The following is a 26,620-nucleotide window of genomic DNA, read 5'->3' as shown; positions in this document are numbered from 1 at the left end:
TACTACTCACTATTCTGCGCTAAGCGCTTCTAACTGGTTGCAAAGCTTTTCTACAGTTTTCAGTTCATCCTTTTTAAAGGCTAATGTAATATCCGCTTCTAATTCTTGTTTTTTCTTGTCTATTTCTAAATACTTCTGATTGAAATATTTATCATATACCATTTTACGGAAAGAACGCGTACGCATACGTCTAATGGTATTGTCTTCTATAAGCAAAACGTAATCCGCACAATTAGCTACAAGATAGAAATCGTGACTTACCATGAGTACAGCCCCTTTATATTCGGAAATGGCTTTTTCCAGTGCCATTTGTGCGTAAATATCCAAATGGCTAGTGGGTTCATCAAGAATAAGAAGTTCTGCCTTTGTATTTGCAATCATTGCAATTTGGAGCAAATTCTTTTCTCCACCGGACAACTGACCTACCTTCTGCTTTAAGGTATCACTTTCCAAACAATATTTCCCCAGATACTCGCGGATACTTTCCCTTGTCTCAAAACCCAAACTTTCCATAACCTCATATACCGTTTTTGTTTCATCCATATTCTCCCCTTGAAGCTGAGATAAACACCCATAGCTTGTATGCTCATGGATATGGATGGAAGGATGGTTATTCTTTAAGATATCACGCATTAAAGTAGTTTTTCCTGTACCATTTGCACCAACGATGGCTACTTTTTCCCCAGCTAGCAGTTCAAAATTGATATTTTCCAATAAGCTTTCATCAAATGAAACATTGTAGTCTGTAATGCTTAAAACTGTATGATCTGCTTCAACTTCTATTGCGGGAAGTTCAATCTTTGGCTCTCGAAGTTCAATAAAAGGTGCCTTAATTTCTCTTGCACGTAAACGGTCAAGTTGTGTTTGCTTTGCATTTACAGCACTTCCAATAACAGGATTGACAAGTATCGTAGCTCTTGTGCGCAGAATATCAACCATTTTCTCAGTACGTTCAATTTCTTCCTGTTCTTCAATACTCTGAAGTTTAAGTTTTAATTTTTCCTTTAGCTGGGAACAACGATATTCTGTATAATTACCATCATATTCCTGAATGTCACCGTTCTCTAAGTGTAAAATCTTGTTAAAACAGTGATTCAATAAATATCTGTTATGTGTAATAACTAATAATGTGGCATTATAACCATTAATCAACTGACAAAGTCTATTTAAGTTGCTGAAATCAAGAAATACATCTGGTTCGTCCAACACAAGAAGATTTGGAGATAATAACATTTCCCTCATAATCTGAAGTAATTTATATTCTCCACCACTAAGTTGTGATAACTTTGTTTCTTCCAATTCACGCATACCGGCTACATATAACTGTTTACGGATATTGTTTGCATAATTATCGCCATCCATGGCCTCAAAGGCATCTAAAAGAGCCTGATATTTCTCAAATAACGGCGATGCATCCTCAGCCACTGCCATTTCTTCACACACAGCAATTGTCGCTTGCTGATTTTCCACGAATCTCTCACTTAGATATTCAAAAACAGTGCATTCCTGCTCTTTATCTCTCACAGCAAACTGGCTAGCATAACCAATTCGACAACTTTCATCTTTGATTATCTTTCCATCATACAAATATTTATCCGGATGAATAATCATATCAACAAGAGTTGATTTTCCAGCACCATTGCTTCCAATAAAAGCGCAATGCTGCCCCATTTTCAATGTAAATGAAACCTCTTTATATAAATCTTTTGCAGGAAAACCATAGGAAAGTTTTTCCACTTGAATCATTTTTGTTATCCTCTTTTCTAAAAAATTTTGTCTAAAATTTGTCACAGTAGAATTATAACAATTAACACTGCACAACACAAGAAAAGTTGCTAAAACAAAGACATCTGTTTTAGGATAGTGCAACCAGCTCTATACATAAATCAAGACAAATAAAAAACTCTAAACCCATCAATTTCAACGAGTTTAGAGTTATTCTCATGGAGGCGACACCCAGATTTGAACTGGGGGATAAAGGTTTTGCAGACCTCTGCCTTACCACTTGGCTATGTCGCCGCAAGCCAGCCTTACGACCAGCAAATAAATTGGCTAGGGTAGCAGGATTCGAACCTGCGCATGATGGAATCAGAATCCATTGCCTTACCGCTTGGCGATACCCCAACAACAAAGTTTTTATATGGGGTGGATAGTGGGAGTCGAACCCACGTATACAGGAGCCACAACCCTGTGTCTTAACCACTTGACGATACCCACCATATAATGGCTTTTTATTAAATTTTATTTTAATAAAAATGGCGACCTGGATCGGGCTCGAACCGACGACCTCCAGCGTGACAGGCTGGCATTCTAACCAACTGAACTACCAGGCCATATTATTAAAATGGTGGGCGTTATAGGGCTCGAACCTATGACCCTCTGCTTGTAAGGCAGATGCTCTCCCAGCTGAGCTAAACGCCCATTTTAATGGTAGCGGCGAGTGGATTCGAACCACCGACCTTCCGGGTATGAACCGGACGCTCTAGCCAACTAAGCTACACCGCCACATGATGTTTCCAACGTTTTGCGCCGTCAACATTTAATATCTTACCATTTCCGATTCGTTATGTCAACACATTTTTTTACATATTATTATTATTTTTTCACTTTTTATAAAGTGTGTATTTTCCAACACTTTCCGGCTATTTTAAATATGCATTTTAAACTTTCGGATAAAAAAATTCTTTTATCTTATATGGATAGTTCTTATTTTTTATCTTTACTTGACTTTCCAAATCCATCCTTATATGATTTCCTTATATATTATACCACTACCATTGTAAAAAACAATAAAAAATGGAGGTTATTATGGAATATAAAATTGAAGGAACTCCTCTTCCTGTTCTTATCTGCACTTTAGAGCAAGGAGAAAGTATGATCACTGAAAAAGGCTCTATGAGCTGGATGTCGCCAAATATGAAAATGGAGACCAGCAGTAATGGTGGAATGGGCAAAGCATTAGGCCGAATGTTTGCTGGTGAATCACTTTTTCAAAATCGTTATACTTCCCAGGGTGGAAAAGGTTTAATTGCATTTGCTTCCAGTTTTCCAGGATCTATCATGGCATTTGACATCACACCCCAGAATTCCCTTATTGTACAGAAATCAGGATTCCTTGCAGCAGAGTCAACTGTAAGTTTATCGGTCTTCTTTCAGAAGAAAATTGGTGCTGGTTTCTTTGGGGCGAGGGATTTATTATGCAGAAAATCTCTGGAAATGGTAAAGCCTTTATTGAAATAGACGGGCATACTGTTGAATATAATCTGGGATCTGGTGAATCCATGATTATAGACACGGGCTACCTTGCCGCCATGAGCGATACCTGCTCCCTGGATATTGTAACAGTACCAGGCGTAAAAAATATGTTATTCGGCGGGGAAGGAATTTTCAACACAGTGGTAAGGGGTCCAGGTAAAATTATACTTCAGACACTTCCTGTAAATTCAGTTGCGGATTCCCTGCGACCATACTTTCCCGCAGGCAAATAAATCATAATAAATCAAAAGCTGTTTCAAATAAGCTTCCCTTTGCAGAATCGTTTACTAGTTTGAAACAGCTTTTTCTTTCAGCAATATTTATTTAATCATCCATTTTCTTTACTGCCCTGTATGAAACGATTAGGGATGAGCCAGTTACCAGTATCACTCCTGAAAATAAAAGGATAATCTGATATGCTTCCGGTAAAATCAGAGCAGCGATAATCATCAGTATGGAGGTTATTATCATTGCTTTCCCACCACTTCTCTGGCTAACACTCCATGCCTTCTCACTTTTAAAGCTCCAGGATGTTCTGATTCCCAGAGCAGAATTCATTTTTGATTTTGCTATAACATTTCCAGCATATACCATCAAACTCATTAATGCAATATTTGTTATCTTAAGATCGGGAAAGTCCCCTTTATTGTTAATATAATAATATACATTCAGCAGTTCGCTGCCTTGCATAACAATAAAGAGAATCATAAGACCAATTCCGATTTTATTGATTATATTAGCATTATTTTGTGCTTTAACAGTATCCTCTTCTTCTTTGTTATGGATTTTTCTCACGCATTCACTTATGATAAACATTACTAATCCAGATATCGAAAATACTGCTGCAAGTACATATTGAGAGTTCTTTGATCCAAAAGCATCTATATTTCCCGAGAAATCATAGTGGGTGGGAATTTTCTCCGGGAAATACTTTAATGCCATTGCTGTAAGTACAAAGGGTGCTATGCTCAACAGTAATAACATGAGCCTGCCCATTTTATTTTTCATTTATGTTTATCCTCCTTAAACTGTTCAATCCATACAAGCATTTCATCGAACAGGGTTGTATTCAGTTCGTAATATATATAATTCTTCTGTCTGTATTCAAGTACCATATCTGCTTTTTTCAGCTGTGTCAAATGATATGACAATGCCGCCTGGGATATATTCAGTTTTTCCGCTATTTCTCCAGCTGTAAGTCTGCCCTCTCTAAGCATAAGCAGAATTTCTCTTCGTTGAGAATCAGATACGGCTTTAAATGAATCTGCTAAGCCCATAATGCCTCCCTTTTTAAGATTTTAGAATAGCAACCAATCTATTTAAAAAATATTTTAAATAGATTGTACTCTTTGTGAATAAAAAAGCAATAGGTATTTAAAAATAATTTTAAATACCTATTGCAACGCTAAAAAAATCATTATTCCTCTTCATACTTAGTTTTTAAGGATTTATATCTTATTTTTCATTCTACCTTGTTAACATATTTAACAAGTACTTTTACAGCGTTTTCTATATACTTTGTATCGGTATATTCTAACGGACTATGGCTAACTCCATTTTTACTTGGAACAAATAACATGGCTGATTTAAAATAATCCGATAATATTTGTGAATCATGCCCGGCTTTACTTGACAGTTTCAGGTATTTCAGTCCCTGTTCTATAACAATAGCCTCTAAATCCTTAAGCATCTTCTCATTCATATGAGCTGGATTGTCTATAGTCCCATATGTTACTTCATAAGTAATCCCCGGATTTTTTTCCACTTCAATTTTTACTAAACGTTCAACATCTTCTCCAAGGGCTTTGAGATCCTTGTCAATACAGGTCCGCATATCAACAGAAAAATTAACTTCACCTGGTATTACATTTGCCGCATTGGGTAAGACATCCAACTTTCCAACTGTAGCAACAGCCTCTGGATATTTCATTGCAATCTCAGGAATTTGTGAAATAATCTTACAAGCTGTAACCAGAGCATCTTTTCGAGAGTTCATACTTGTTCCCCCCGCATGGTTTGCTTCTCCTTTGATTGTAAAATAATAATAGTTTAAACCAACGATAGAGTGAACAAGACCAATTGGGCAATCTGCGCTTTCAAGCACGGTTCCCTGCTCAACATGAACTTCGATTGTTCTTTTTACGTTTGCTAGTTGTCTTTCCTTTGATATAACGCCAGCATCCCCATGAATCCCGTTAGTGATTATATTTTTTAACGTTTCTCCTGTATTAATGTCCCTGGTTTCTTCAAGTAGCTGATCTGTCTCCAATCCACATACCCCATGAGATGATAAAAAGCCCTGTGAAAACCGAACCCCTTCTTCATCATTCATGGCCAGAATGTCAATAGAATAATAAGGTTTTTCATTTCTTTCAACATAATATCTTGCTACTTCAAGACCAACTATTATACCGACGATTCCATCATACTTACCACCATTAGGCACTGTATCATAGTGCGATGATATGATAATGCTTTCTTTTACTTTCCCCTCAAGATGACCCCAAACGGTTCCATATGAGTCAACTTGTCCGTTTAAGCCTAAATTGTTCATATAATCAACCAGGTATTTCTGTGCAGCATATGACTCTTTACTGAATGGCAATCTTGTTACTCCACCTGATGTTTCTCTTCCAAACTGAGAAATATCTTCAATCAACTTTCCTATCATGTTTCCTCCTTATAAATCTTCTATTTATTCTGCAGATTGCTTCTTGTTATATTTTAGCATATCTTTCAATTCTTAAGAACATATATTCAATGCAATTTATTTAATCATCCCTAAACCAACTCTTAAATATGACTATAAATCTACCTTTATCCATAATAGTTCATAAAATGACATAAAATGTTAAAGATGCTTGAATATTGACGATATAAATGTTAGAATATTCGCATAATTAGCCGAAATCTTGGTGGATAAATACTATTCTTTAAAACCAATTTAATTGCACAGGGATTTAAGCTACTAAATTTATGAATGTTTGAAAAGGAGAAGTGCAGTATGTTAAAAAACATGAAAATTGGAAAGAAATTAATTATCACTTTTATTTTAGTTACAATTATCTCCAGTATCGGAAGTGTAATGGGCCTTTATGTTATGACTAATATGAATTCCAAATATGGTGCAGCTTTGGAAAACTACGGTTTTGCACAAGGAGATATTGGTCGCTTTAGTACTGAACTCAATAATGTAAGGGTACTACTTAGAAACGTGATTATTGATACTGATATGGCAAAAATGGAGAATGATCGTAATGAAATAACAAAATCCTTTGACAAACTTGATACATATTTATCACAAGTAGGTAAAAAGTTAGACTCTGACAAAGAGAAAAAAGAATATGATAATATCAAGAATAATATGGGAAACTTCATTGAGGTTGCCAATCAGGAAGTTGAACTTGCCATGCAAAATAAAAATACTGAAGCCTATGCAATTTTAGTGAATCAAGCTACACCTCTTGCAAATACAATTCGAACATCTACAGAATCGATAATGGACGAGAAAACCACTACAGGAGATTCTCTAGCCACTAAATTATCGGCTCAGGGTAATTTAGCATCCATTTTAATTCTTGTTGTAATGTCTATTTCTTTAGCCGTTTCACTTATCATAGCCCTGATTATTTCTAGAGGCATCAGTAAACCTGTAACAGAAATGGCTTATGCGGCAGAAAGAATGTCCGAAGGAGATTTAAGCGTAGAAATTGACATACACTCTAAAGATGAAATTGGTCAGTTAGGTACAGCCTTTGTTAAGTCTAACCAGATGATACGAGCGTATATAACTGATATTAAAGAAAATCTTGGAAAAATGGCCCTGGGCGATTTGAATATTAATATTCAGCAAGATTATAAAGGGGAATTTATTGAACTTAAAAATTCAATTCATAGTATCGTTGCTTCCCTTAATGATGCACTTACTAAAATAAATCAGGCAGCAGAACAGGTTGCTACAGGTTCAGATCAGGTGTCTGATGGTTCCCAGGAACTGGCTCAGGGGGCTACTGAACAAGCCAGTGCAGTGGAAGAGTTGTCTGCATCCATACTGGAGATATCTGACCATATAAAGAAAAATGCGGGTCACGCAACAAAAGCCAGCGAAAATGTAAATCTGGTAAGTGAAGAAATAGAAGTAAGTAACCTGCATATGACTGAAATGGTTTCTGCCATGACACAAATCAATGACTCTTCCAGTCAAATTGGAAAAATCATTAAAACCATTGAAGATATTGCTTTTCAGACAAATATCCTTGCTCTTAATGCTGCAGTTGAAGCAGCTCGTGCAGGTGCCGCAGGAAAAGGATTTGCTGTGGTGGCAGATGAAGTAAGAAATCTGGCAACAAAAAGTGCGGAGGCAGCAAAAGATACAACGACTTTAATTGAGAACTCAATGAATCAAGTGGAAAATGGCACTAAAATTGCGGACGAAACTGCAAGTTCACTTCTTAAGGTTGTGGAAAGAGCAAAAGATGTTGCCAGCATTGTTGAAAATATTTCAGATATTTCAAACAGGCAGTCAAGTGCCATAAATGAAGTCACCTTGGGCGTCGATCAAATTTCAAGTGTTGTTCAGACCAACGCTGCTACAGCTGAGGAAAGTGCTGCAGCCAGTGAAGAACTATCTGGGCAGGCACAGACACTAAAGGTACTTGTAAGCAGATTTCAATTAAGAAACAATGCTGTCTAAGTAATTAATTACTTAGATGTAATTCTGCAAATTTAAGGTGTAAATAAAAAATACCAGAAAGCATAAAAGCTTCTCTGGTATTTTTGAACCTACAATTTTGGATTTATTTCATCTCATTTTTATAGTAATTATATATATAATATTGATTTTTACCATTTTTTTTTGCACAATATAGCGCCATATCGGCATAATGATATAATTCATAAAATTCATGTGTTCCATATATCATTACTATACCTCCACTTAAAGAAATTTTAAAATTTTCTTCAAAATGATTTGAGCAAAATAGGGATACACTTTCATTAAGGGCTGCAAATCTTTCAACTGCCTTTGCCATATCAGAAATTCCTGTCATATATATTAAAAATTCATCTCCGCCAATTCTTCCAATAATATCGGTATTCTTAAAAACTTTTTCATCTGTTCTGCTATGCTAAGGATTACTTTATCTCCAAAATCATGCCCATAGGTATCATTGATTCTTTTAAAATCATCAATATCTATCATCATCATTGCATGTCCACCTTCTGGATATTCTTCTAATAAATTTGTTATAGATTCACCGGTAGAGGCTTTATTATATAACCCAGTAAGAGAATCCGTATTGGCCTTTTCAAGCAATATATTAAATGTTCTTTTTTCTTCCTCAATATTTTTGACATATGAAATAATGCATACTGAATTAGCTGCATCCGAATAGTAAATACAATAATGTATACGAATCCATGCATAATTCACACCATCTGATCGTTCAATACATTCGTATTCCAATATATGGGCTTTATTTTTTAAAGTATTTAAAATATTTGAAACAGACAACACTTCTTTATATTCCTGTGAAAATTCCTCTTTAACTAATTGTTCTGAAATAGCCAGAATTGTATCTGAATAGGATGAATTCTCTGGTATACCTAATAACATTGTTAGTTCCTTTGCATTATCCCCAATTAAACAATCCTTTGTTATATTAGCTTCTAATATATTATCAAAAAGTACATTGTTTACATGTTGCAAAGTAACCTTGTATCTTTCCTCATTTAATCTGAGTTGTATGATTGAATTGTTCATAGACTTAAATATTTTAATAATAATAAGCACAAAAAAAGCTATTGATAGAAGATAGAAACTTAACTGCATATAACTTTTGTACAAAATGATGCCAAAGGCAATAAAAGCTGCAATTGCTGCTACTATCAACAGTAGAAAATCCAGTTGTTTTTTATTTAACCCATAATTTTTCATATTCATACCATCCATTAAAAGTACATTCTTATGCAAGCATCACCTGCGAAATAAGAAAGTAATCTTAAAAAACATTTTTATTTACTATTTTCTGTCAAAACAATAGCACACAAAAAAGAAAAAATGAGTCTTTACACTTAAAAGACTCATTTTTACACTTAAAAACTTTATTTTCGTTTAAATTTTCTATTGACAAATGAAATTTCTTATTTTGTTACACTAACAGGCGCACCCGAAAAACGCCGCATTCCATGTGGTATATCAACTCACCATCATACTTCTTTGCAAAGGTGATAACGCTCTTACTTCCCACACCATGTCCATCTTCATGAGCAATGGGATAGCCGTTTTCATCAAGTGTGGTATTTTCAGCGCAGGGATTTTCAATTTCCAGGAGCAGCCGCCCAACATTACGACAGGTAAACCGGAGATATGGCTCAGAATTTGAGGCCAGCTTTCCACAAGCTTGAATGGCATTCTCCATCAGGTTTGAAACTGCCATGGAAAGCTCCAGAGAATCCACAGTCAGTTCGCTGGGAATGTCCAGCTCAATTGCTGTATCAACGCCCGATTGCTCTGCAAGTGCAGCATAATGACATACAGCGGCATTAACAGCTGGATTTTCACAGTATACCTTGCTTATTTGGGGAACGACTTGATTTTGCTTTTTTAAAAGCGCAGCGGCCTGGCTGATTTCCCCCTGTTCCAAAAGCCCCAGCAGCATATTGTTAAAATGGCGGCGGTCATGAGCAGCACGGCTGTTCTGCCCCGAAACCTCCTCCATCAGTTCAAGCTGTTTCGTCATGTTATCGGCAGCCAGATGCAAATATTCTCGTTCTGATAACATTTTCTGGTTTTCCTCTTTTATCCAAAACTCTCGCTGAAGATTTTTTAGGGAGAGAAAAATGGAGCCATAGGCGGCGAGTCCGATGAAAATCACCAGGAGCAGCGGAAAGGCCTGTTCCGTCAGGGTAGCAACAATATCGTCGGAAGACAAAACGTAATAATTAAAGGTAATATAAATCCCCACAGCCACGGCAAAATATGCCGTCCAATGCTCCACCGCCTGCCGATACAGTGGTCTCACATAACGTGATAAAATTAGCAGAAAAGCACCAAACAGGATTATTCGCAGGACCGAATTGGCATAGACAGGGTATGGCAAGTGCCTTGAACCAATAAAACTGAGAATAATCACCATATCACTAATGTTTTGAACAGTGAGATAGGAAAACAGCCATTGCATGAAGGTATCTTTGAACAGTGGCCGCACCGCAAAACACAGTACAGCAAATAAAATAATGTCAAGTTTAGAAAGCAATGTCAGGTTCCCACTAAGATAGCAGTAAACTGCCGTGCCCAAATCAGCAGCAAGAATGCCAAGCATGGTCAGCAATGTTATTTTTTTAGAATATTTTGGCTGCAAAAGAGTCATCATCAGTAGAACATTTGCAGTGGTAGAAACTGCGGCCCGTAAGAAATCAGGAAGAAACTGGCTCATCTGTTCCCCCCCTTTGACATCAGGTAATCCATATATGTATCTCTCACCGCTGGATACTGCTTTTCTGCAATGGGGACTATCTTTCCCCCAGACAATGTAAAGCTGTCCTTACTAAAACGTTCTACTCGTCGCATATTGACCAGAAAGGAGGCGTGACATTGCAAAAAATGCCTGTCCTTCAAGATTGCTGCACAATATTCAGAAAAACTCTCCCGAATGGTACGGCTAATCACTTCCTGTCCATCTGTAAAACTGAAAATGACAGCATGGCTACGATATTCACAGCAGACGATATCCAACAGTTTGATTACCCTCAGGCTATCTGCAGTTTTAAAGGTAAATGTCTGCTCCTGAGTAAGGTCTGCTTTGGAGATGGCCAAGTCCAGCGTATCAAACAGCTGCTTTTTGTTTATGGGTTTAGTCAAATAATTGATAGGACTTGCAGCATATGCCTGCAAAGCAAATTGCGGCTCAGTGGTGGCGTAAATGATTTGCGTCTCATGGTCAAAGCGGCGAATTTCTTTGCCAAGTTCCAATCCGCTTATCATAGGCATGACAATATCAAGTATATAAAGATGAAAATTCTCACCTTCCATGGCAGAAAGTAGTTCGTCAGGGTGGGAAAACAGGCGAACATCAGCTTCTAACATATGAGCAGCAAGATATTCTTTTATGTATGAGTTGATGGTTTCCAACTCCTGTGGCTGATCATCACATATGGCGATTTGCAGCATGGTACACCTCCTTAAAGAGTATCTATCAGTTAAATTTTTAAGGATAACCCTAGTTATTATAAAAGTATAAAAAATATTATATCATGTGAAATTCTGTAAGTCTATTATTCCATTCATTCAGATGTCATTAATTAACAACTGAAACAAATCAACTCACAAGGCCCTGTTGAGTTCTATTCCCAGGGCCTTACTTGTTTAGGCATTCTTCTGTAAATGCTTCTTTAAACTTATTAAAATTATCTAGTTTTTGGTTTAAGCCGTACAATATCTTTCCAACCATAAGCATTGATTTGAAAAACAGGTATATATTCGTCACCCCATTGCTTTAATATTTTTTTAGTATACCATTCTATAATATAGTTATATTCCGCAAGCTTATTTGTATTGTTATAATCATGTCGTCTGTGAACATAAAGAACTTCATCAATCCAGTGAAATCGGTATTTTTCGATTAACTTTAAAAGTATCATCCGATCTTCCATATTACGTCCTTTATACGGATCATCAGTAGGCCACCCTCCTACTTCCCGAACAGCACTTGTTTTGTAGCATCTGGGCCATACTGACATATTAGAAAGCAAAAAATCATAACGATCTTTAAAATTCCGTCCTTTACGTATATGTTCAGCCGCTTGATTATGGTGCTTTAACATATATTCTGTTGTCTCAATGATAGTTTTAATATTTCCACTGACTACAGCGATATCACTGGGTTGCTGTTTAAATTCCTTTAAAAGAGTTTCTAACGTATAAGGTAAGAACCAGTCATCGCTGTCTAATTGAACAAAATATTCAGTATCCACTATATCTAACGCTTTGTTCTGAGCTTTTGACTGTCCAAGATTTATATTATTCCTAATTACTGTTACCCTAGGATCGTTTAACAATTCTTCTGCCATCTTTAGACTATTATCATCAGAAGCATCATCAACGAGTATTAATTTCCAATTGGAATAGGTTTGAGCATAAACACTTTTTAGCGCATCTATCAACAATTTCCCAGGATTGTAAGAAGGTATCACAACGGTAATTTCACTATCCATTTTTCAAACTCCTTTGTTTAATTTATTATTAAAATCGTTAACCTGTTTTTCATGATCAAAGTTTTCACCCTCAATTAAAATGTCCAGCGCATGGCCAAAATCGATTATTACTTTCCCTGTCTTTTCTGCAATTTCAGGACACATTATTGTTGCTGGTACACCTGCAGAAACTAAGGCTATATCAAAATTTTCCATTGATGAGATTTCTTTAATTGTTTGAGCCATTGCTTCCAATCCCTCATGTCCAATGGCTCCTGTAACAGTAATTCCTAATTTTCGCAATTTATCTGCACCCTCTGCCGATCTTCTGCCTACAACCAAGACCCTATGTGCTCTGAGAATATTAAAAAATTCAGGCGAATTAATCATCTCAACACAAATCCAGGCATTACACACTGCGGGGAACTCTAAACCATAGTATTGAATAATTTGGTTCAGTAGTTCCTCATTGTATGGGGTATGATTTCCCAAACCCACTAAATCCGCTTTTTTCAAAGCATTAATCATACTTGCTGCAATTTCATCATTTAACTCTGTTATCCCTGCATATTGATGATAATGATCAAAATAGCGGTTAATCTTGTGATTGGGACAAATTTTATAACTCACAACATGCATTTCACCGTGACCCAAACGTACCAATGAATATGGCTTATGATGTTTCAGTGAAAATTTTATTTGTTCCAGTATTTCAACTAGCATTAGATAGCATTTATAATATGCCATTTTTAATCTACTCCTCTAATTTCATAATTTATTCAGCCCTACCGATAAGTTTTGTATAGAATTAGTCAGGTCAAAAACAATTTTCCCCTCGGGATAATTAAGATCCTTATAGCAGTTGTGTGCAACAGATAAAACAATACAATCTGCATCACTTATACATATATCCTCAAAAACTACACTGTTAAGCTGTTTATAATCTGTATTAAGTTTTTTAATAAATGGATCATGATACGATACTTTTGCCCCAAGCTCTAAAAGTAAATTTATTATCTTAATGGATGGTGATTCACGAACATCATTAACATCTTTTTTATAAGTTATCCCTAATATTAAAATACTACTATCTTTAATACTTTTGTTAACATTGGATAGCAGCATTTTTATTCTGGATACGATATAGTCTGGCATTTGGTCATTAATCCAGCGGGCACATTCAGCTAATGAGGCTTTAACATCTTTTTCTCTTGCAAGGCAGGTATAGAAAGTACAATCTTTTGGAATGCAGTGTCCTCCTACTCCTGGGCCAGGATAAAATGCATTAAATCCAAAAGGTTTTGAAGCTGCTGCCTCAATAACATTCCATATATTAATATCATACAACTTGCATATTTGAGCCATTTCATTAATTAGTGCAATGTTAACATCTCTGTAAGTGTTCTCAAGGATTTTTGACATTTCAGCAACTTCAAGGGATGAAACTGGATAAGGAGTGACACCAATCTCATTGTAAAATTGGCAAGCTTTTTCAGTACATAGTTTAGAATATCCGGACACTAATTTAGGAGTTTTTTCTATTTTATAAAATTCATTTCCCGGATCAATTCGCTCAGGAGAAAAAGAAAAGAAAAAATCCTTTCCAGCTTTAAGTCCGCTTTCTTCTAATATAGGCAATATGATATTCCTGGAAGTTGTGGGAACTAATGTGCTTTCTACAATAATAAGTTGCTCTTTTCTAATAAAATGCTTTATGGTATCAATTGCTTTGTATAAAAATGAGTAATCAGGATCTTTGTTTTCATCTAAAGGAGTTGGTACGCAAATAATAATAATATCGCATTGCGGCATAAGATCATAGTTATAAGCTACATTCAGTTGATGATGATCTGCAATTACTCTCATTATTTCCTCATCGTCAATATCCGTAATATAACTTTTTCCAGAGAGTAAGAGATTGCATTTCTCTTTGTTATTTTCAAATCCAATTACTTGCAGACCTTTTTTTGCACATAGTATAGCCAATGGTAATCCCACGTAGCCAAGTCCTATAATCCCTACCTTACAATCTTTTGACTTGATATCCATCTTTTTATATATCCTTCCTTAATTTAAGGTGCTTAATAAGAGAACTGATTGATTTTTCAAGGGTATATTGGGGATTGTATCCGAGTGCCTTTAGCTTTGTTATATCAGGCATCCGCTGCATGGTTTCTTCATAGTCCGGCCCGAATACTTTTTCAAATGGGATAAATTCTATATCAGAGCCAGATTCGGTAATATCAATAATCTTTCTCGCAAGGTCTGCTATTTTTATTTCCTCTGTTCCTCCAATATTATATACTTCTCCTGTAGTTCCCTTTTCAATAACTAGTTCAATTCCATCTAAAAGATCTTCAATATAGACAAAAGTCCTGGACTGATTTCCGTCACCATATATTTGTAAAGTCCGGTGGCTTAGTGCGTTACTAATGAAATTAGGCATGACCATGCCATAGCTCTTAGATTGATTTGGGCCAACTGCATTAAAAAAGCGGCATACTTTAACATCACATCCTAATTCACGGTGATACGCTAAGCAGAAATGTTCTTCTGCCAGTTTAGCAATGGAATATAGCCAGCTTGATTTTGCGCTGCAACCTACTATACTGTCTGTGTCCTCTGATACTGGCGTCTTAGATATCTTCCCGTATATGGCAGAAGACGAAGCAGCCAGCAATTTTTTATTGTACTTTGCCACGCAATTTAGTACATTTTCAGTTCCCATACAGCTTACTTTTAGTCCTTCTATCCCATTTTCCATAGCTAATCTAACACCAACTATAGCTGCAAGATGAATTATATAGTCATTTTCAAGCACTAATTTTTCTACTAATTTAAAATCTGTAACACTTCCTTCAATTACTTTTGCATCAGTATTAACTAATCTATCGGGGGACTGGTTCTGAAATTATCTAAAACTGTAACTTCGTGCCCTTTACTTAACAATCTTAATGTAAGGTGCGACCCAATAAAGCCATTTCCACCTGTAATTAAATATTTCATAAATACAAACTCCTTATAATAAATCTATAACATAATATAATATGAAAAAAAATAAGGATTTGACAGTAAAACTAATGCTTTTGTAAGATATGGCCATGAAATATAGTGAACTAATTAAAGTTCAGAGGTTATTTCGTGGTTGCGGCAGTAGGGCTTGAACCTACGGCCTCCGGGTTTATGAGATATGGGAACTATATTTTTTGATTTCTATAGATATAAACCACTATTATAAAAAAGAACCAAAAGTTTTACCTTTCAGTTCTTAGTCAAATAATATTTCTATTCGTCCATATTCTTATATATAAACCAATTTGATAAACTATATATTCCGCGTTTCTCATCTAATGATGGATCTTCCCCTTCTCCTCTGTGGAACAAAACCTTGTCTCCTATGATTTCATTACACGGCCAATTTGCTGGAGCAAAAACTTTTTTAATTGATGCCATTTTTAATGCTTTTACAGTTCTCAATATTTCATCAATGTTTCTGCCTATTTCTTTAGGGTATTCAAGCATAGTCCTTACCTTGCCATTATGATCAACTATTATTACTGCTCTTACTGCAGCAGTATCATCTTCATTAGGATGAATCAGTCCAAGAGTTTCAGAAACTTTTCTGTTTTCATCATCTATTACAGGAAATTCTATTTGAACATGTATCTTTTCTTTAATCCATTCAATCCACTTGAAATGTGATTCTAAGCTATCCACACTCAAACCAATTAGTTCCACTCCTAATTCATTAAATTGCTTCTTTTTCTTTTGAAAAGAAACAAATTCAGTAGTACAAACTGGAGTAAAATCTGCTGGATGACTAAATAATATGAACCATTTCCCCTTATAATCATTAGGCAAATTAATAGGTCCTTTAGTTGTTTCCACCTGCAATTCAGGGAATTTATCTCTAAGTGATATTTTCATGAAACCCTCCTAAATAATAATTTCTATTTTCCATTATTATATACTACATCTATTAAAATAAGAAGCATTTACAATATCATTCTGGGCTTTTTCAATATCTTTTCTCATGAAGCCTTTATGACAGCAAAAGAAATCTGGAATACAACCGTAGGCCCATTAACAGCTATATTTCTCAAAAAAGATTTCAGGCAACAGAAAAGCTTGTAATCATTAAAATTTCAAGTAACTTACATGATTTCAAAATAAATATTGGGATGCATAATCATAACTGCTGCTAAAATTTCATCTAGCAAATTGTCAATGAAGAAGCGTTATATCACTATCCCATCACAATGATCAATTTCATGCTGTATAATCTGCGCAATCCATCCAGAATATTTCTTAGATTGTTTCTCCCAATTAGAATTTAGAAACTCCACCTCAATATCTCTATATCTGGTAGTTTTTCTCACTCCAATTAAGGATAAGCAGCCTTCCTCTGTTTCATATTCTCCAGATTTTTTCACAATTACTGGATTTATCATTGTTACATTTAAAAACCCCATATTTACTGCAATGATTCTTTTCCTTACGCCTATCATGTTCGCTGCCATACCCACACAGTCTGACGCATTTGCATTTAGTGTATCGAGTAAGTCCTGAACTACCTGCATATCAGCTTTTGTAGCAGGTTCTGATTTCTGATTTAAGAAAAAAGCATCCTTTATTACCTGTTTTATCATCTATATGTTCCTCTCAGATATTACATATCTATATCAACTCCAATGCTTCTAAAAAAATACGATTTAGCTGTTCAAAATCATTGCTATCATTTCTTAGTAAACTATCAATTTCTTCTTTTAATTGAATTAAATTCTTCTCAATATACTGATTAAGTTGATTAATCTTTGGTATTTGGCCAATCTCAGGCAATGACATTTTCATTTCAAGAAGTTTTTCAATAACTGGCTTTAACTCCTCATCAAGTACACTTTCCGCCAAATCTGTAAAGAGCATAGGAGGTGGCGTGTTCTCTTTTAATATCCACTTGCACGCCAGAATTGGCCTTATTACATAAAAATACTTCTTTGCTTTTACAAAATCCCCCTTTAAGTATTCTCTGTAATTACTCGCTGCAGTATTAAGATAATGGTAAAGCCCTGATTTTGCTTTAAAGTAATCATTGATATGATCCTTAAATTCTTCAAAAAATCGTGTAGTTTTGTATATAACGGGTGAGTTGGTCCATTCAAAAAGCGTAGGATTTGAAGTATGTAAGAGTCTTAACGCTTTTTGAAAATCCCACCCATTGATATCAAGAATATCATTTATTGGCACTTCAATAACATCGCGGGTTTTTTCTAACTTCAAATAAAACTCTTTTTGCCTTAAATAGATAAAACGTACATCATAGTCACTGTCAGGTGACGCAAATCCCCAAGCTCTACTTCCAGACTCAACAGCATACAGTATTTTCACTTTTTCTTTTTCTTCAATTTGTTCTAATCTTTTTATTATTTCTTCTTTCATTATTCTCCCGCCTTGAAATTATATATAGGTTTTATTATTCCAATGATATCTGCAGTGGGACCAATGTTATCCACGATGTCTTTCATATCTTTATATGCCATAGGGCATTCATCAAGTGTATTCTTGTTTACCGAAGTTGTATAAATATCCTTCATCTGATTTTTAAATTCAGATACGGTAAAGGTGTTTCGTGCCTGGGTCCTGCTCATCAGTCTACCTGCTCCGTGTGGTGCAGAACAATTCCAGTCTTCATTACCTTTTCCAACACAGATTAGACTTCCGTCACGCATATTGATAGGTATTAAAAGTTTTTCACCTAATTTTGCAGAAACTGCACCCTTACGCAAAATCATTGCATTGGTATCAATGTAGTTGTGTGTTGTCGTAAATTGATCTATCACCTCAAGTTTCATACCTTTTATAATTTCATTTACCATCGCCTTGCGGTTAAGCTCAGCAAAGTATTGGATGATTTGCATATCATGGATATAGTCATTAAACAAATCCTCACTGACATAAGCAAGCGAATGAGGAATGCTGCTAATTACTTGTTTTTTAAGTTCCTTTATAGCTGACTGAATTTCCTTTTCTCTGCCTTGCGCCTTATATTGGGCAATCAAGCTATTAAGTGCTCTTTGGTCATTTCCATTCAATCTTTGATAACCTAAATCCTGATACAGTTTTGCTACCTCATTTCCTAAATGGCGGCTGCCAGAATGAACAACCACATATAAATTTCCTTCAGAATCCTTATCAACCTCTATAAAATGATTTCCTCCGCCAAGAGTACCTATGCTTCTTGTTGCCCTGTCAAGATTCACTTTATCCTTGCATTTAAGCTCATTAAAGTCTATTTCATCATTGTATTTATGGATAGTATCCCTGATGTTCATTCCAGATGGTATTTTTTCATAAATCAGCTTATCCAGTTTGGTAAGTTCAATATGTTTCTCTGCAATCTGGATTGTCTCCATCCCACAGCCGATATCCACACCAACAAGATTAGGTACAACCTTATCGAAAATGGTCATGGTCGTACCAATCGTACAACCTGCACCTGCGTGTACATCCGGCATAATACGGACTTTACTTTTATATGTATATTCCATATCACACAACTGTTTAATTTGTGCAATTGCAATCTCTTCTATATTTTCTGTGAACACTTTCGCGGTAGTAAATTCACCCTTTATTTCAAACATTATTTTCACCTTCTTTTTGAGGGATTTGCTGAACATCCTATGTTCTCCCCCTGAACATTAAGCACCTCTAAGTATTTTGGTCAATTGTGAGAGTAGATCTGTTCCACCACTTACGCTGATACTGCCTACATTCTCACATATTTTTTCAAGATATTCTAGTTCTTTAAGCTTATACAAAGTTTGATTTTCTTCCATAAGCTTTGCAGTGTTAAGCAAGCTTCTTGTTGATGCAACTTCCTCGCGTCTTGTGATTACATTTGCCTGCGCTTTTTTCTCTGCGATAAGCACAGTATTCATTATATCACGTATTTCTCCAGGAAGAATGACATCCTTGACACCTGCGTCTACAACCTTGATAAAATAATCTCCTTCCTTCTCTTTGAGTTTTTGATATGCCAATTTTGATATTTGCTCTTTATTTTCAAGAATCTCATCTAAACGGTACTTGCCTATATATTCACGAAGAGCAAGCTGCAAGGTAACATGCATCTGCTGTTCAAAATCTTCAATTTCGGTGTAAATTTTCACATAGTCCATAATTTTATAATGGCAGACGAAGTTGATTCTCAATGCAACTTTATCAAGGGTTAAAATTTCTTGTCCCGCAATATCCATCTGCATAAGTCTTGTGTCAGCAAAGCCAACCTCAATTTTAGTGCCATTATTCCAGAAATAATAGGTACCCTCATCAAGTAGCTTGACATACTTTTGATCAAAATAAAGTCTTGCCTTCTGATATTGAGCTACCTCAATCTTGAAAAAATACTTTCTTGGGATAAACGTAAAAATAAACTTTGAAATACTCTCATCCACTTCTGGGTTTTTAATATCAATTTCCTTAAACTCATGTTGATCAAATATTGTCCAATAGGCATATTTGCCACTTTGCAGACAATCACTAAACTTACCATTTATATAATGAAGTACAAGTGTTTCATCTTTTACGTCCACAACAGCAAGCTGTTTTGCAAGCTCTTCATTCTTTAGGAAAATAGACAAGTCATATCCCGTAAGCTTAAACTCTTCCGAAGTATTTACAACCACTACCTTTTTCTGCTTATTAAAAAATGTATACTTACCTGGTACAAGCATTTTTAGAAATTTTCCATCCTTAAAAAGCAATCCTCTTTGGTTTTCATTAATTATCATTTTCATATTATTTACCTCCATATAGGGTATTTTGTTTTTGTGTAGTTGCAAATTATCCGCATTACTTTTGCGGCAAAGAGTTTAAGATGTATTATATATAAACCGGAAGCAAAGCTTTGGGCTTATATAAACATCATCGGTATCCACTCTTCGGCAAGGCAAAGTCACGCTCGCTGGTTGTTCAGCCGGATAATCTGCTCACTTTCCTTTTCCATTTAACCTATCTTCTTAATAGATTTTACAACTTCACTAAACCGCTAGCAGAACAATTTTGTTCCGGTGAGATTCGAACTCACGTAGAAGTTTCCAAACCATGGCTAAGCTTTTTGCTTAGAGCAGGAATTGAACCTGCATTTCGGGCAAGCCTTACTTGGTATACCCTCTGGTAACACCTCGGGCACCGCAGAAGAATATTTTTATCTTCCCGCAAAAGCAACCTTGCAAACTAATATTACAGGAAAATTTATCCTTTATCATGGAAAAAAAGTTGCGAACTTTATAAAACTCGCAACTTTTCTTGATTTGATAATCTTTGTTTAATTTGATCTGTAAAAGCTTTCGGCTCTAATACTTTTAGCATCGGCCCGAAGGATAATACCCTGATTAAGACCTCTGTTTCATCCTCCCCATTGTATATAATTTTCATTTGGTATATATCTTTTTCTATTTGCTTCGTTTCCTTTTCAAAGTTAGCGAAATGGAGCATTGAACGTTCAAGTGCATTCCGTTCGTCTATAATTTCCAATACAACTGAGCTTTTCTTTCTATTATATGGTTTTATTGCAGCTTCTTCAAAGTGCTCTCCTAGTTGGCAGTTGGTAATTCTTGCTAAGTTTATTACCACCATCTTATAATTTCCTTTGCATATCAGCCTAAACTTATCATCCTTTTGAGAGTATTCCAGTTTTCTTGGCACATATGTATTCTTGTGTGTATGTCCTTTCCCACTTTTAAAGGAAACCAGCAGCTTTCTTTTATCCGTTAAGGCCTGCAGAACTGTTTTAAAATTTTTTCTATATTCATCGCTTTCATAAGGGTCACCATCTTTAATTATGTCTGTGTAATAAAAGTCCTTGTCAACATACAGAGGTGCTATGCCTTCAAGCCCTTTAATCCCTTCTGAAAACAGTGCAAACCTAGCATCCAGACTGATTGCTTTTAAAAAGCTAAGCTGAAGTGTAGTTAGTGGCATAGATGGTTTATGTTTGATAGGAGTTTTGAGCTCTTTGTTTATAACCTGCCATTCCTCATTTTTAATTGCATTAAGAATATATACAAAGCTTTCCGAGAATGCTGAATCTCGAATAAGATCACTTGCCGTTTTTTCATTAAGATCTCCGTCAATAGCTTTGCTTATAAGATGAGCAACAGCATTGTAGTAGGCACTATAAATTTCACTGAACAGCATTCCCATCACCTCCATTGTATAATTGATACATCTTCTCCAAATCAGAATAAAAGGTCTGTGTTACTTCTATATTGCTACTCTCAATGGAAATAATCCTGCCAATAAAGGTTCTGATCCAAGGCATCATTTCCATTGTGTCAAATACTTCAATAAAATATTCATATGTTGTTTCATCAATTTGCGTAAGCTTGCCGTGCCTACCCTCACGCTCAATGCGATTTACAATGAACCGTTCATTATGCGGAATACTAAGCTTCATCTTTAACCATTCGAGTCTTTTAGCATTGCCAAAGGAAGCACTCCATGTACATGAAAGTATCCGTTCTAGCTTTTCGTAATGCTCAGTATAATTATTTGCTTTTCCCAATACTTTAACAGACATTATGTAATCTAATCTGAAATCTACAATCGCTCTAAATTTTGAACTGTAGGCACAAAGATATCTTCTCCCTCCTTGGGCGCTTATAAGAAATTTGAGCGGTATGATTTCAAGGATTATATCCCTATCAGAGCGAGGGCTATGGTTTTTGATTTCCACTTTTTCTTTATTATGAATTGCATGAAGGAGTGTATAAACAATTTCGCTTTCTAATGCATGCATAATATAATGGTGCTTAAAAGATAAAATGCTATTATTATAATTGCATTTGTCAAGTAAAAAACTCCCAACAACTCCTAGAGGAGAGATCTCGCTGAAAAACGCCAGTGCGTCGCAAAGTTCATCTAAATTAATGTCTGTTTTTTTCAGTGAGTATAGTAACCTTTTCCCATCTTTTTCCGTTTGTAGTATTCCAAGATTAACATATTCAGAAAGCTTGTTCCTTACCGTTGATAAATCCCATATCACTGGGTTTTCAAAGTACGTTAGATATTCATCTGCAATTTTATCAGCTACCTCATTTGCAGAATGTCTCTCTCCACCATCAAGAATATCAAGAATTATAAAATTTAAAGTAATATCATTTTTAGTAAATGATTTAGCTTTAAAAGCACGATAAAGAGGATTGGTCGGTATATCAGAACTATCTATCGATATAAAAATATTTTTATTATTTTCATCGTGACGAAATGACATATAATCAGAAAGGTAACTTTCTATCCTGCGTTTTTCGTTATCATAACTGCGAAGGCTCTTTTTATCATAATCCTCGCGAGATTTAAAGCCATATACATAGAACTCTCGCATGTAGTCTCTAATCTTATCAAATTTCTTAATCAGCTCTGAAAATTCACTCAAGCAATATTACCCCCAAATTTCTTTTCTATAAACATTTCATCGTCGTTAATAATTACTTTTAGATTATCATATATGGCAATTTTTATAAATACAAATATTCTCCAGTTGTAGTACTGTTGTAGTCAAATCCATTTTTCTCCCCTCAAATCAAAAACTAAAAACCCCTGAACTACCTGCGGGATTCCTTTTGGTTATTTGTGGTTTTCATTCAAATTTAGATGTTTATCAATGATTGTATTTCGTTCCAATGATGTCATTTGGGGATGTTTTAACCTATTCTTGATAATTGCTTAAGTATGGAATAGAAAACCCCACTAGATAAGTGGCTACAATGATGTTTCCCTTCTTTAAAAGGCTTTCACGAATAAATAGACCGGTATGATTGTGCAAGATACTAGTCAGAGTTCCACGTGTCAGAAACTGAGGTACGATTACCGTTATCTTTTAGTCTTCCTCTTCCGCAGCCTCTGCAATCTGCTAAATATTATCTAACAATGGTGTTACTACAGCTCTGTATGGAGAATATTTTGAAACCAATACCATACCCGTATTTAGGTCATTCCACCTACTTTTTAATTTGTCCATGGCCTCCATATCAGTAGAAATATTTAAGGCAATAACCTTCCCAAAGCTTGGCTTTAATTAGCAGGTTTAGTAAATTTAAAACTGTATAACAAAAATAAGTTAGATATAACTATCTAACTTATTTTTAAATTAATCAAATGCTTCTGATTTTAAATACTGAAGAACTTACAGTAAATTCCCTTTGATTTTTCACATCCGTAGAAATATATATTGTGGTGTATATACAAAGAACTGCTGTATATTATTTTTTCATATTATTTCCCAATCTTTTGTTTCATATCTAGTACCAGCACTGACCCCATATACTTTTTCTACACAGATGACCTAATAATCCATAGGCTTCAAGGTAATCTGTAAGTCTTATTTTGTTTGCAGATCCTAAATATACATCTGTGTAACATTTTATAGTATGTAATTAATAACTAGTTATTGAACCAGTATTGGAAACTCTTCTTGGTTCTGTAAACATAGTAGTAACGCCTGAGGAAAAGGAAATAGAAAATCCTGCAGGCCAGGATACTGATACACCACTAGCTGATACAGTTGAATGGCCATACGAAAAACAAACAGCCACTTCTTTTATTGGCTTTGTCCCTGTTTTATCTACCTTAATTTGTAATTCTCCTGACTTAGCCCACTGGTTAATGTCTCCGTTAGAAATTTTTGTCATTGCAAAATCAGAATATGCTTTGCCATAAGAATCTGTTACAGTTAAAGCTTTTTTTACAGATGTAGAAGGCTTCTCACCTGCAAAATATACATAATTAACTGTACAGTATGAATTCGAAGCATTGTTATTTAAAGCAACATTTAAAGGATTACCGCCTGTATCGGTACCTTTCCATCTAACTGCTGCTGCGTCAACTGTCCTAAAAGATGGTGCTGTTGTCCATTTCCAATTTAGTTTAATATAAATAAATTCGCTACTAGCTGTTGGACAGCTTACAGTTCCATTACAGGTTGCTGCTACTGCTCTCATTTCTGGTACTTCTTGGATTGGCTCACCTTCGTAATTTTTTAAAACTTCTATTTGTTCTTCATTATAATTAAATTCTGATTTTAATTCAGAGTCTGATAATTGGCTTCTTTTTAATAGGTCTTGCTCATATTCATCAGATCTAATTTCTTTAATTTCATCTTCGCTATAGCCTTTTTCTTCTAAATCCTGATCTGAATTACTTCTTAATTCTGTAACTACATCATATTCGTTAATACTAAAACTTTTACAAACATCACTATCACTACTTAAATCATTGCTTGATGCAAATGATGTAACCCCCATTGAAAGTGATAATGCTAAAGTTAAAAAAATACTAAATACTTTTTTTTTCATAATAATACCTCTCTTTTGTACAAATTTAAATTACTAAAAAACCAAATACTATAATTATGACTACCCCCCTTTTTGAATTAATTTATTTGGAATTTTTTAGGACCTCATTAACCTGATTAAGTTTTTTTACAATAATTATTGTACAGGTAATAATTATTCCACTGAGTGCAATTAAACCCATTCTAGTAAATATATGATACGAAAGCTCATATTGGTCTCCTTTAAATATAATCATTCCAATCCAATTCCCAATTACTAGAGTAAAGATCGTAAAAATTATGGCACTTATTACGCCATAAAACATTATTTTTAAATAATCCATAATAAATCTCCTTTCAAAATACTGTATTATCACTAAATATGTTAGATACTGTAATCGTATTTCTTAGTTATATTATGCTGTTGACTGAAGCAAGGAACTCTTCTAATTTAAGGACAATTGGTAGCTTCTTATTTGGTATTAGGTGTGCATAATCATATTTATTTTTCTAGGTGCACCCAGTCTTTTAGACTGGGAAAGTTGAGTTAATTACTATAATTCTTTCTGCATATAAAACGCTTCTCTTGCTAATTCCATACATATAATATTCCATTAATAAATATTGTCAATATCTTCCGTGTGAAATGTTGTCTCAGCTGCATGAAATGTGATTCTAATCTAATTTTATACTAAATACCTCACCTAAAAAATGTTTCCATAGAATCTACTTGATTGTAAATTATTTAATCAGGATATAGCTTCTCATTTGGAGAAGAAGGCAAATAAAAATTCTTCTCCAGTTCAAACAGACGAATATTCCAAAATCAAAGAATTCTTAATCTCCTTAACTCAAAGCTATTCCTTAGAAAGTATTGTTAAATCTAGTCCAGAATCAGACAAATAGCGTCTGTCCCCAATCCCGCATTTAAAACTAAATTTACAAAAAATAAAAAAACTTGCAATTGTTGAAATTGCAAGTAACTTACGTGGTTGCGGGAGTAGGACTTGAACCTACGGCCTCCGGGTTATGAGGGCAGTGCATATGTTTTTTTGCCCTTACTTTGCCTTTGTTTAAAACAGTATAAATGTTGAATTACCAACATTTATACTGTTTTTTTATTTTTGCTACGGAAATAGCCTTTATTACGTTTTTTGTAGTTTGGTTAGAAAAATGGTTAGAATTATTTCACTCTAAAATTAGAGCTAGCCGATTAGATAAACGAATTCAAAAATTGCTGTTATATCAGCGGTTACGGCGTAACCACATGAACGGTAACTCTAAATTCCAACGATGTTCTTGCTACTACTATAAAAGCAACTGAATATCAACTACTTAATATTTTTTAACTATTTAGGAAATATCATTTCTTAGTTTCATGGCATATTAAATTTGCTTTAAGCTTCAAATATTTATTTCCAGCGAATATCTGATTAAGTTGTTTATATTCGTTTATATTGTCTTTACATACGCTTCCTGTTTTCTCCTTTAAGATATAATGGTATGAATAATTGAAACATTTATCATATATCTCATAAAGGAGAGCCACTTCATCTTGACATAAATAAGCACACTTTGCAATATTTTTTTGCCAATCTGCAAAATATCTTAAATTAACCGAACCTCTCTCGTTTGAAAAATAATTACATATGCTCTCTAAATCATTTTTTAAAATGGTTGAATAAAATTTTATCTCATCATTTCTATCTTTTCTCCGTTGATTTGAGCTAATTAAAAAACCTACTACGGATCCAATACCACCACTAAGAAGTGAGGTTAATAGCGCCAAAATAATTTGTTCTTTAACCATAAATTCTACCTCGCATATTATTTATTATGTTTTTT

The 26,620-nt window shown here is 34.8% G+C and carries 21 protein-coding genes, 6 tRNA genes and 3 pseudogenes; 2 read left to right on the top strand and 28 right to left on the bottom strand.

The features are described from left to right. Positions 1-9: 9 nt before the first annotated feature. The 7 genes from Ami3637_RS12550 to Ami3637_RS12520 all read right to left on the bottom strand — a co-directional run bounded on the left by Ami3637_RS12550 (position 10) and on the right by Ami3637_RS12520 (position 2,505). Entirely contained in the window at positions 10-1,746 is a 1,737-nt protein-coding gene (locus Ami3637_RS12550) for an ABC-F family ATP-binding cassette domain-containing protein (protein WP_162362875.1), read from the bottom strand. A 198-nt stretch (positions 1,747-1,944) separates the two neighbouring features. After that, positions 1,945-2,019 (bottom strand) — tRNA-Cys (locus Ami3637_RS12545). A 30-nt stretch (positions 2,020-2,049) separates the two neighbouring features. Then, positions 2,050-2,124 (bottom strand) — tRNA-Gln (locus Ami3637_RS12540). A 17-nt stretch (positions 2,125-2,141) separates the two neighbouring features. Continuing rightward, positions 2,142-2,217, bottom strand: a tRNA-His gene (locus tag Ami3637_RS12535). Between the two features lie 39 nt (positions 2,218-2,256). Then, positions 2,257-2,333, bottom strand: a tRNA-Asp gene (locus Ami3637_RS12530). Between the two features lie 12 nt (positions 2,334-2,345). Next, positions 2,346-2,421, bottom strand: a tRNA-Val gene (locus tag Ami3637_RS12525). Positions 2,422-2,428: 7 nt separating this feature from the next. Then, positions 2,429-2,505: transfer RNA gene (locus Ami3637_RS12520), tRNA-Met, on the bottom strand. Positions 2,506-2,796: 291 nt separating this feature from the next. Here Ami3637_RS12520 and Ami3637_RS19170 point away from each other — a divergent pair. Beyond that, positions 2,797-3,488: pseudogene (locus tag Ami3637_RS19170) on the top strand (TIGR00266 family protein). A gap of 91 nt (positions 3,489-3,579) precedes the next feature. Here Ami3637_RS19170 and Ami3637_RS12510 read toward each other — a convergent pair. The 3 genes from Ami3637_RS12510 to Ami3637_RS12500 all read right to left on the bottom strand — a co-directional run bounded on the left by Ami3637_RS12510 (position 3,580) and on the right by Ami3637_RS12500 (position 5,926). Further along, on the bottom strand, positions 3,580-4,263 hold the full coding sequence (locus tag Ami3637_RS12510; protein WP_162362874.1) for an SdpI family protein: 684 nt from the start codon (positions 4,261-4,263) through the stop codon (positions 3,580-3,582). Further along, the gene (locus Ami3637_RS12505; protein ID WP_162362873.1) at positions 4,260-4,532 is read right to left on the bottom strand and encodes an autorepressor SdpR family transcription factor; all 273 of its coding nucleotides are present in this window, start codon (positions 4,530-4,532) and stop codon (positions 4,260-4,262) included. The genes Ami3637_RS12510 and Ami3637_RS12505 overlap by 4 nt, the downstream gene beginning before the upstream one ends. 185 nt (positions 4,533-4,717) lie before the next feature. Further along, the gene (locus Ami3637_RS12500; protein ID WP_162362872.1) at positions 4,718-5,926 is read right to left on the bottom strand and encodes a M20 family metallo-hydrolase; all 1,209 of its coding nucleotides are present in this window, start codon (positions 5,924-5,926) and stop codon (positions 4,718-4,720) included. 333 nt (positions 5,927-6,259) lie between these two features. Here Ami3637_RS12500 and Ami3637_RS12495 point away from each other — a divergent pair, with 333 nt between their 5' ends. Beyond that, positions 6,260-7,948: a methyl-accepting chemotaxis protein gene (locus tag Ami3637_RS12495; protein WP_162362871.1), complete on the top strand. Its 1,689-nt coding sequence runs from the start codon at positions 6,260-6,262 to the stop codon at positions 7,946-7,948. A 103-nt stretch (positions 7,949-8,051) separates the two neighbouring features. Here the strand turns inward: Ami3637_RS12495 and Ami3637_RS17595 are convergent. From Ami3637_RS17595 to Ami3637_RS12405, 18 genes and pseudogenes are all read right to left on the bottom strand, one after another. Continuing rightward, positions 8,052-8,869, bottom strand: a pseudogene (locus Ami3637_RS17595) (GGDEF domain-containing protein). Between the two features lie 535 nt (positions 8,870-9,404). Further along, complete coding sequence (locus Ami3637_RS12480) at positions 9,405-10,691, bottom strand: sensor histidine kinase (RefSeq protein ID WP_162362869.1); 1,287 nt, start codon at positions 10,689-10,691, stop codon at positions 9,405-9,407. Beyond that, a complete protein-coding gene (locus tag Ami3637_RS12475; RefSeq protein WP_162362868.1) occupies positions 10,688-11,425 on the bottom strand; it encodes a LytR/AlgR family response regulator transcription factor in 738 nt (245 codons plus the stop codon). The genes Ami3637_RS12480 and Ami3637_RS12475 overlap by 4 nt, the downstream gene beginning before the upstream one ends. 236 nt (positions 11,426-11,661) lie before the next feature. Further along, complete coding sequence (locus Ami3637_RS12470) at positions 11,662-12,468, bottom strand: glycosyltransferase family 2 protein (RefSeq protein WP_162362867.1); 807 nt, start codon at positions 12,466-12,468, stop codon at positions 11,662-11,664. Positions 12,469-12,471: 3 nt separating this feature from the next. Next, on the bottom strand, positions 12,472-13,194 hold the full coding sequence (locus Ami3637_RS12465) for a GT-D fold domain-containing protein (RefSeq protein ID WP_162362866.1): 723 nt from the start codon (positions 13,192-13,194) through the stop codon (positions 12,472-12,474). A 21-nt stretch (positions 13,195-13,215) separates the two neighbouring features. Next, positions 13,216-14,496, bottom strand: coding sequence for a nucleotide sugar dehydrogenase (locus Ami3637_RS12460; RefSeq protein ID WP_162362865.1), 1,281 nt, complete (start codon positions 14,494-14,496; stop codon positions 13,216-13,218). Positions 14,497-14,500: 4 nt separating this feature from the next. Then, a pseudogene (locus Ami3637_RS12455) lies at positions 14,501-15,325 on the bottom strand (NAD-dependent epimerase/dehydratase family protein); the annotation flags it as partial. Between the two features lie 5 nt (positions 15,326-15,330). Continuing rightward, positions 15,331-15,453 (bottom strand): NAD-dependent epimerase/dehydratase family protein, encoded by a 123-nt coding sequence (locus Ami3637_RS19165; protein ID WP_279286670.1) that lies wholly within the window; start codon positions 15,451-15,453, stop codon positions 15,331-15,333. Positions 15,454-15,732: 279 nt separating this feature from the next. Further along, positions 15,733-16,374, bottom strand: coding sequence for a peroxiredoxin (locus Ami3637_RS12450; protein ID WP_162362864.1), 642 nt, complete (start codon positions 16,372-16,374; stop codon positions 15,733-15,735). A 311-nt stretch (positions 16,375-16,685) separates the two neighbouring features. Then, positions 16,686-17,096 (bottom strand): peptide deformylase, encoded by a 411-nt coding sequence (locus Ami3637_RS12445; protein WP_162362863.1) that lies wholly within the window; start codon positions 17,094-17,096, stop codon positions 16,686-16,688. 28 nt (positions 17,097-17,124) lie between these two features. Further along, positions 17,125-17,883 carry a nucleotidyltransferase domain-containing protein gene (locus tag Ami3637_RS12440; protein WP_162362862.1) on the bottom strand — a complete coding sequence of 253 codons (759 nt, stop codon included), beginning with the start codon at positions 17,881-17,883 and terminating at the stop codon, positions 17,125-17,127. Continuing rightward, the gene (locus Ami3637_RS12435; RefSeq protein WP_162362861.1) at positions 17,883-19,085 is read right to left on the bottom strand and encodes an RtcB family protein; all 1,203 of its coding nucleotides are present in this window, start codon (positions 19,083-19,085) and stop codon (positions 17,883-17,885) included. Before Ami3637_RS12435 ends, Ami3637_RS12440 begins: the two co-directional genes overlap by 1 nt. Positions 19,086-19,142: 57 nt before the next feature. Further along, positions 19,143-20,240, bottom strand: a complete 1,098-nt coding sequence (locus Ami3637_RS12430) for a slipin family protein (RefSeq protein WP_162362860.1) — start codon at positions 20,238-20,240, stop codon at positions 19,143-19,145. Between the two features lie 490 nt (positions 20,241-20,730). Beyond that, positions 20,731-21,642 carry a WYL domain-containing protein gene (locus Ami3637_RS12425; RefSeq protein ID WP_162362859.1) on the bottom strand — a complete coding sequence of 304 codons (912 nt, stop codon included), beginning with the start codon at positions 21,640-21,642 and terminating at the stop codon, positions 20,731-20,733. Next, on the bottom strand, positions 21,629-22,879 hold the full coding sequence (locus Ami3637_RS12420; protein WP_162362858.1) for a WYL domain-containing protein: 1,251 nt from the start codon (positions 22,877-22,879) through the stop codon (positions 21,629-21,631). Before Ami3637_RS12420 ends, Ami3637_RS12425 begins: the two co-directional genes overlap by 14 nt. 1,000 nt (positions 22,880-23,879) lie before the next feature. Continuing rightward, entirely contained in the window at positions 23,880-24,797 is a 918-nt protein-coding gene (locus Ami3637_RS12415) for a pre-mRNA-splicing factor CWC21 (RefSeq protein WP_162362857.1), read from the bottom strand. 82 nt (positions 24,798-24,879) lie between these two features. Continuing rightward, entirely contained in the window at positions 24,880-25,119 is a 240-nt protein-coding gene (locus tag Ami3637_RS12410) for a hypothetical protein (RefSeq protein WP_162362856.1), read from the bottom strand. 1,019 nt (positions 25,120-26,138) lie between these two features. Beyond that, positions 26,139-26,585: a hypothetical protein gene (locus tag Ami3637_RS12405; protein ID WP_162362855.1), complete on the bottom strand. Its 447-nt coding sequence runs from the start codon at positions 26,583-26,585 to the stop codon at positions 26,139-26,141. Positions 26,586-26,620: the final 35 nt, after the last annotated feature.

This window comes from Aminipila terrae (genome assembly GCF_010120715.1).
Taxonomy (GTDB): domain Bacteria; phylum Bacillota; class Clostridia; order Peptostreptococcales; family Anaerovoracaceae; genus Aminipila; species Aminipila terrae.
This window is presented reverse-complemented; position numbering and strand designations above follow the sequence as displayed.

Bases quoted from the DNA above. Each gene is read 5' to 3' on its own strand.
- Ami3637_RS12550 (WP_162362875.1), bottom strand. From the start codon at position 1,746: ATGATTCAAGTGGAAAAACTTTCCTATGGTTTTCCTGCAAAAGATTTA.
- Ami3637_RS12510 (WP_162362874.1), bottom strand. From the start codon at position 4,263: ATGAAAAATAAAATGGGCAGGCTCATGTTATTACTGTTGAGCATAGCA.
- Ami3637_RS12505 (WP_162362873.1), bottom strand. From the start codon at position 4,532: ATGGGCTTAGCAGATTCATTTAAAGCCGTATCTGATTCTCAACGAAGA.
- Ami3637_RS12500 (WP_162362872.1), bottom strand. From the start codon at position 5,926: ATGATAGGAAAGTTGATTGAAGATATTTCTCAGTTTGGAAGAGAAACA.
- Ami3637_RS12495 (WP_162362871.1), top strand. From the start codon at position 6,260: ATGTTAAAAAACATGAAAATTGGAAAGAAATTAATTATCACTTTTATT.
- Ami3637_RS12480 (WP_162362869.1), bottom strand. From the start codon at position 10,691: ATGAGCCAGTTTCTTCCTGATTTCTTACGGGCCGCAGTTTCTACCACT.
- Ami3637_RS12475 (WP_162362868.1), bottom strand. From the start codon at position 11,425: ATGCTGCAAATCGCCATATGTGATGATCAGCCACAGGAGTTGGAAACC.
- Ami3637_RS12470 (WP_162362867.1), bottom strand. From the start codon at position 12,468: ATGGATAGTGAAATTACCGTTGTGATACCTTCTTACAATCCTGGGAAA.
- Ami3637_RS12465 (WP_162362866.1), bottom strand. From the start codon at position 13,194: ATGGCATATTATAAATGCTATCTAATGCTAGTTGAAATACTGGAACAA.
- Ami3637_RS12460 (WP_162362865.1), bottom strand. From the start codon at position 14,496: ATGGATATCAAGTCAAAAGATTGTAAGGTAGGGATTATAGGACTTGGC.
- Ami3637_RS19165 (WP_279286670.1), bottom strand. From the start codon at position 15,453: ATGAAATATTTAATTACAGGTGGAAATGGCTTTATTGGGTCGCACCTT.
- Ami3637_RS12450 (WP_162362864.1), bottom strand. From the start codon at position 16,374: ATGAAAATATCACTTAGAGATAAATTCCCTGAATTGCAGGTGGAAACA.
- Ami3637_RS12445 (WP_162362863.1), bottom strand. From the start codon at position 17,096: ATGATAAAACAGGTAATAAAGGATGCTTTTTTCTTAAATCAGAAATCA.
- Ami3637_RS12440 (WP_162362862.1), bottom strand. From the start codon at position 17,883: ATGAAAGAAGAAATAATAAAAAGATTAGAACAAATTGAAGAAAAAGAA.
- Ami3637_RS12435 (WP_162362861.1), bottom strand. From the start codon at position 19,085: ATGTTTGAAATAAAGGGTGAATTTACTACCGCGAAAGTGTTCACAGAA.
- Ami3637_RS12430 (WP_162362860.1), bottom strand. From the start codon at position 20,240: ATGAAAATGATAATTAATGAAAACCAAAGAGGATTGCTTTTTAAGGAT.
- Ami3637_RS12425 (WP_162362859.1), bottom strand. From the start codon at position 21,642: ATGCTGTTCAGTGAAATTTATAGTGCCTACTACAATGCTGTTGCTCAT.
- Ami3637_RS12415 (WP_162362857.1), bottom strand. From the start codon at position 24,797: ATGAAAAAAAAAGTATTTAGTATTTTTTTAACTTTAGCATTATCACTT.
- Ami3637_RS12410 (WP_162362856.1), bottom strand. From the start codon at position 25,119: ATGGATTATTTAAAAATAATGTTTTATGGCGTAATAAGTGCCATAATT.
- Ami3637_RS12405 (WP_162362855.1), bottom strand. From the start codon at position 26,585: ATGGTTAAAGAACAAATTATTTTGGCGCTATTAACCTCACTTCTTAGT.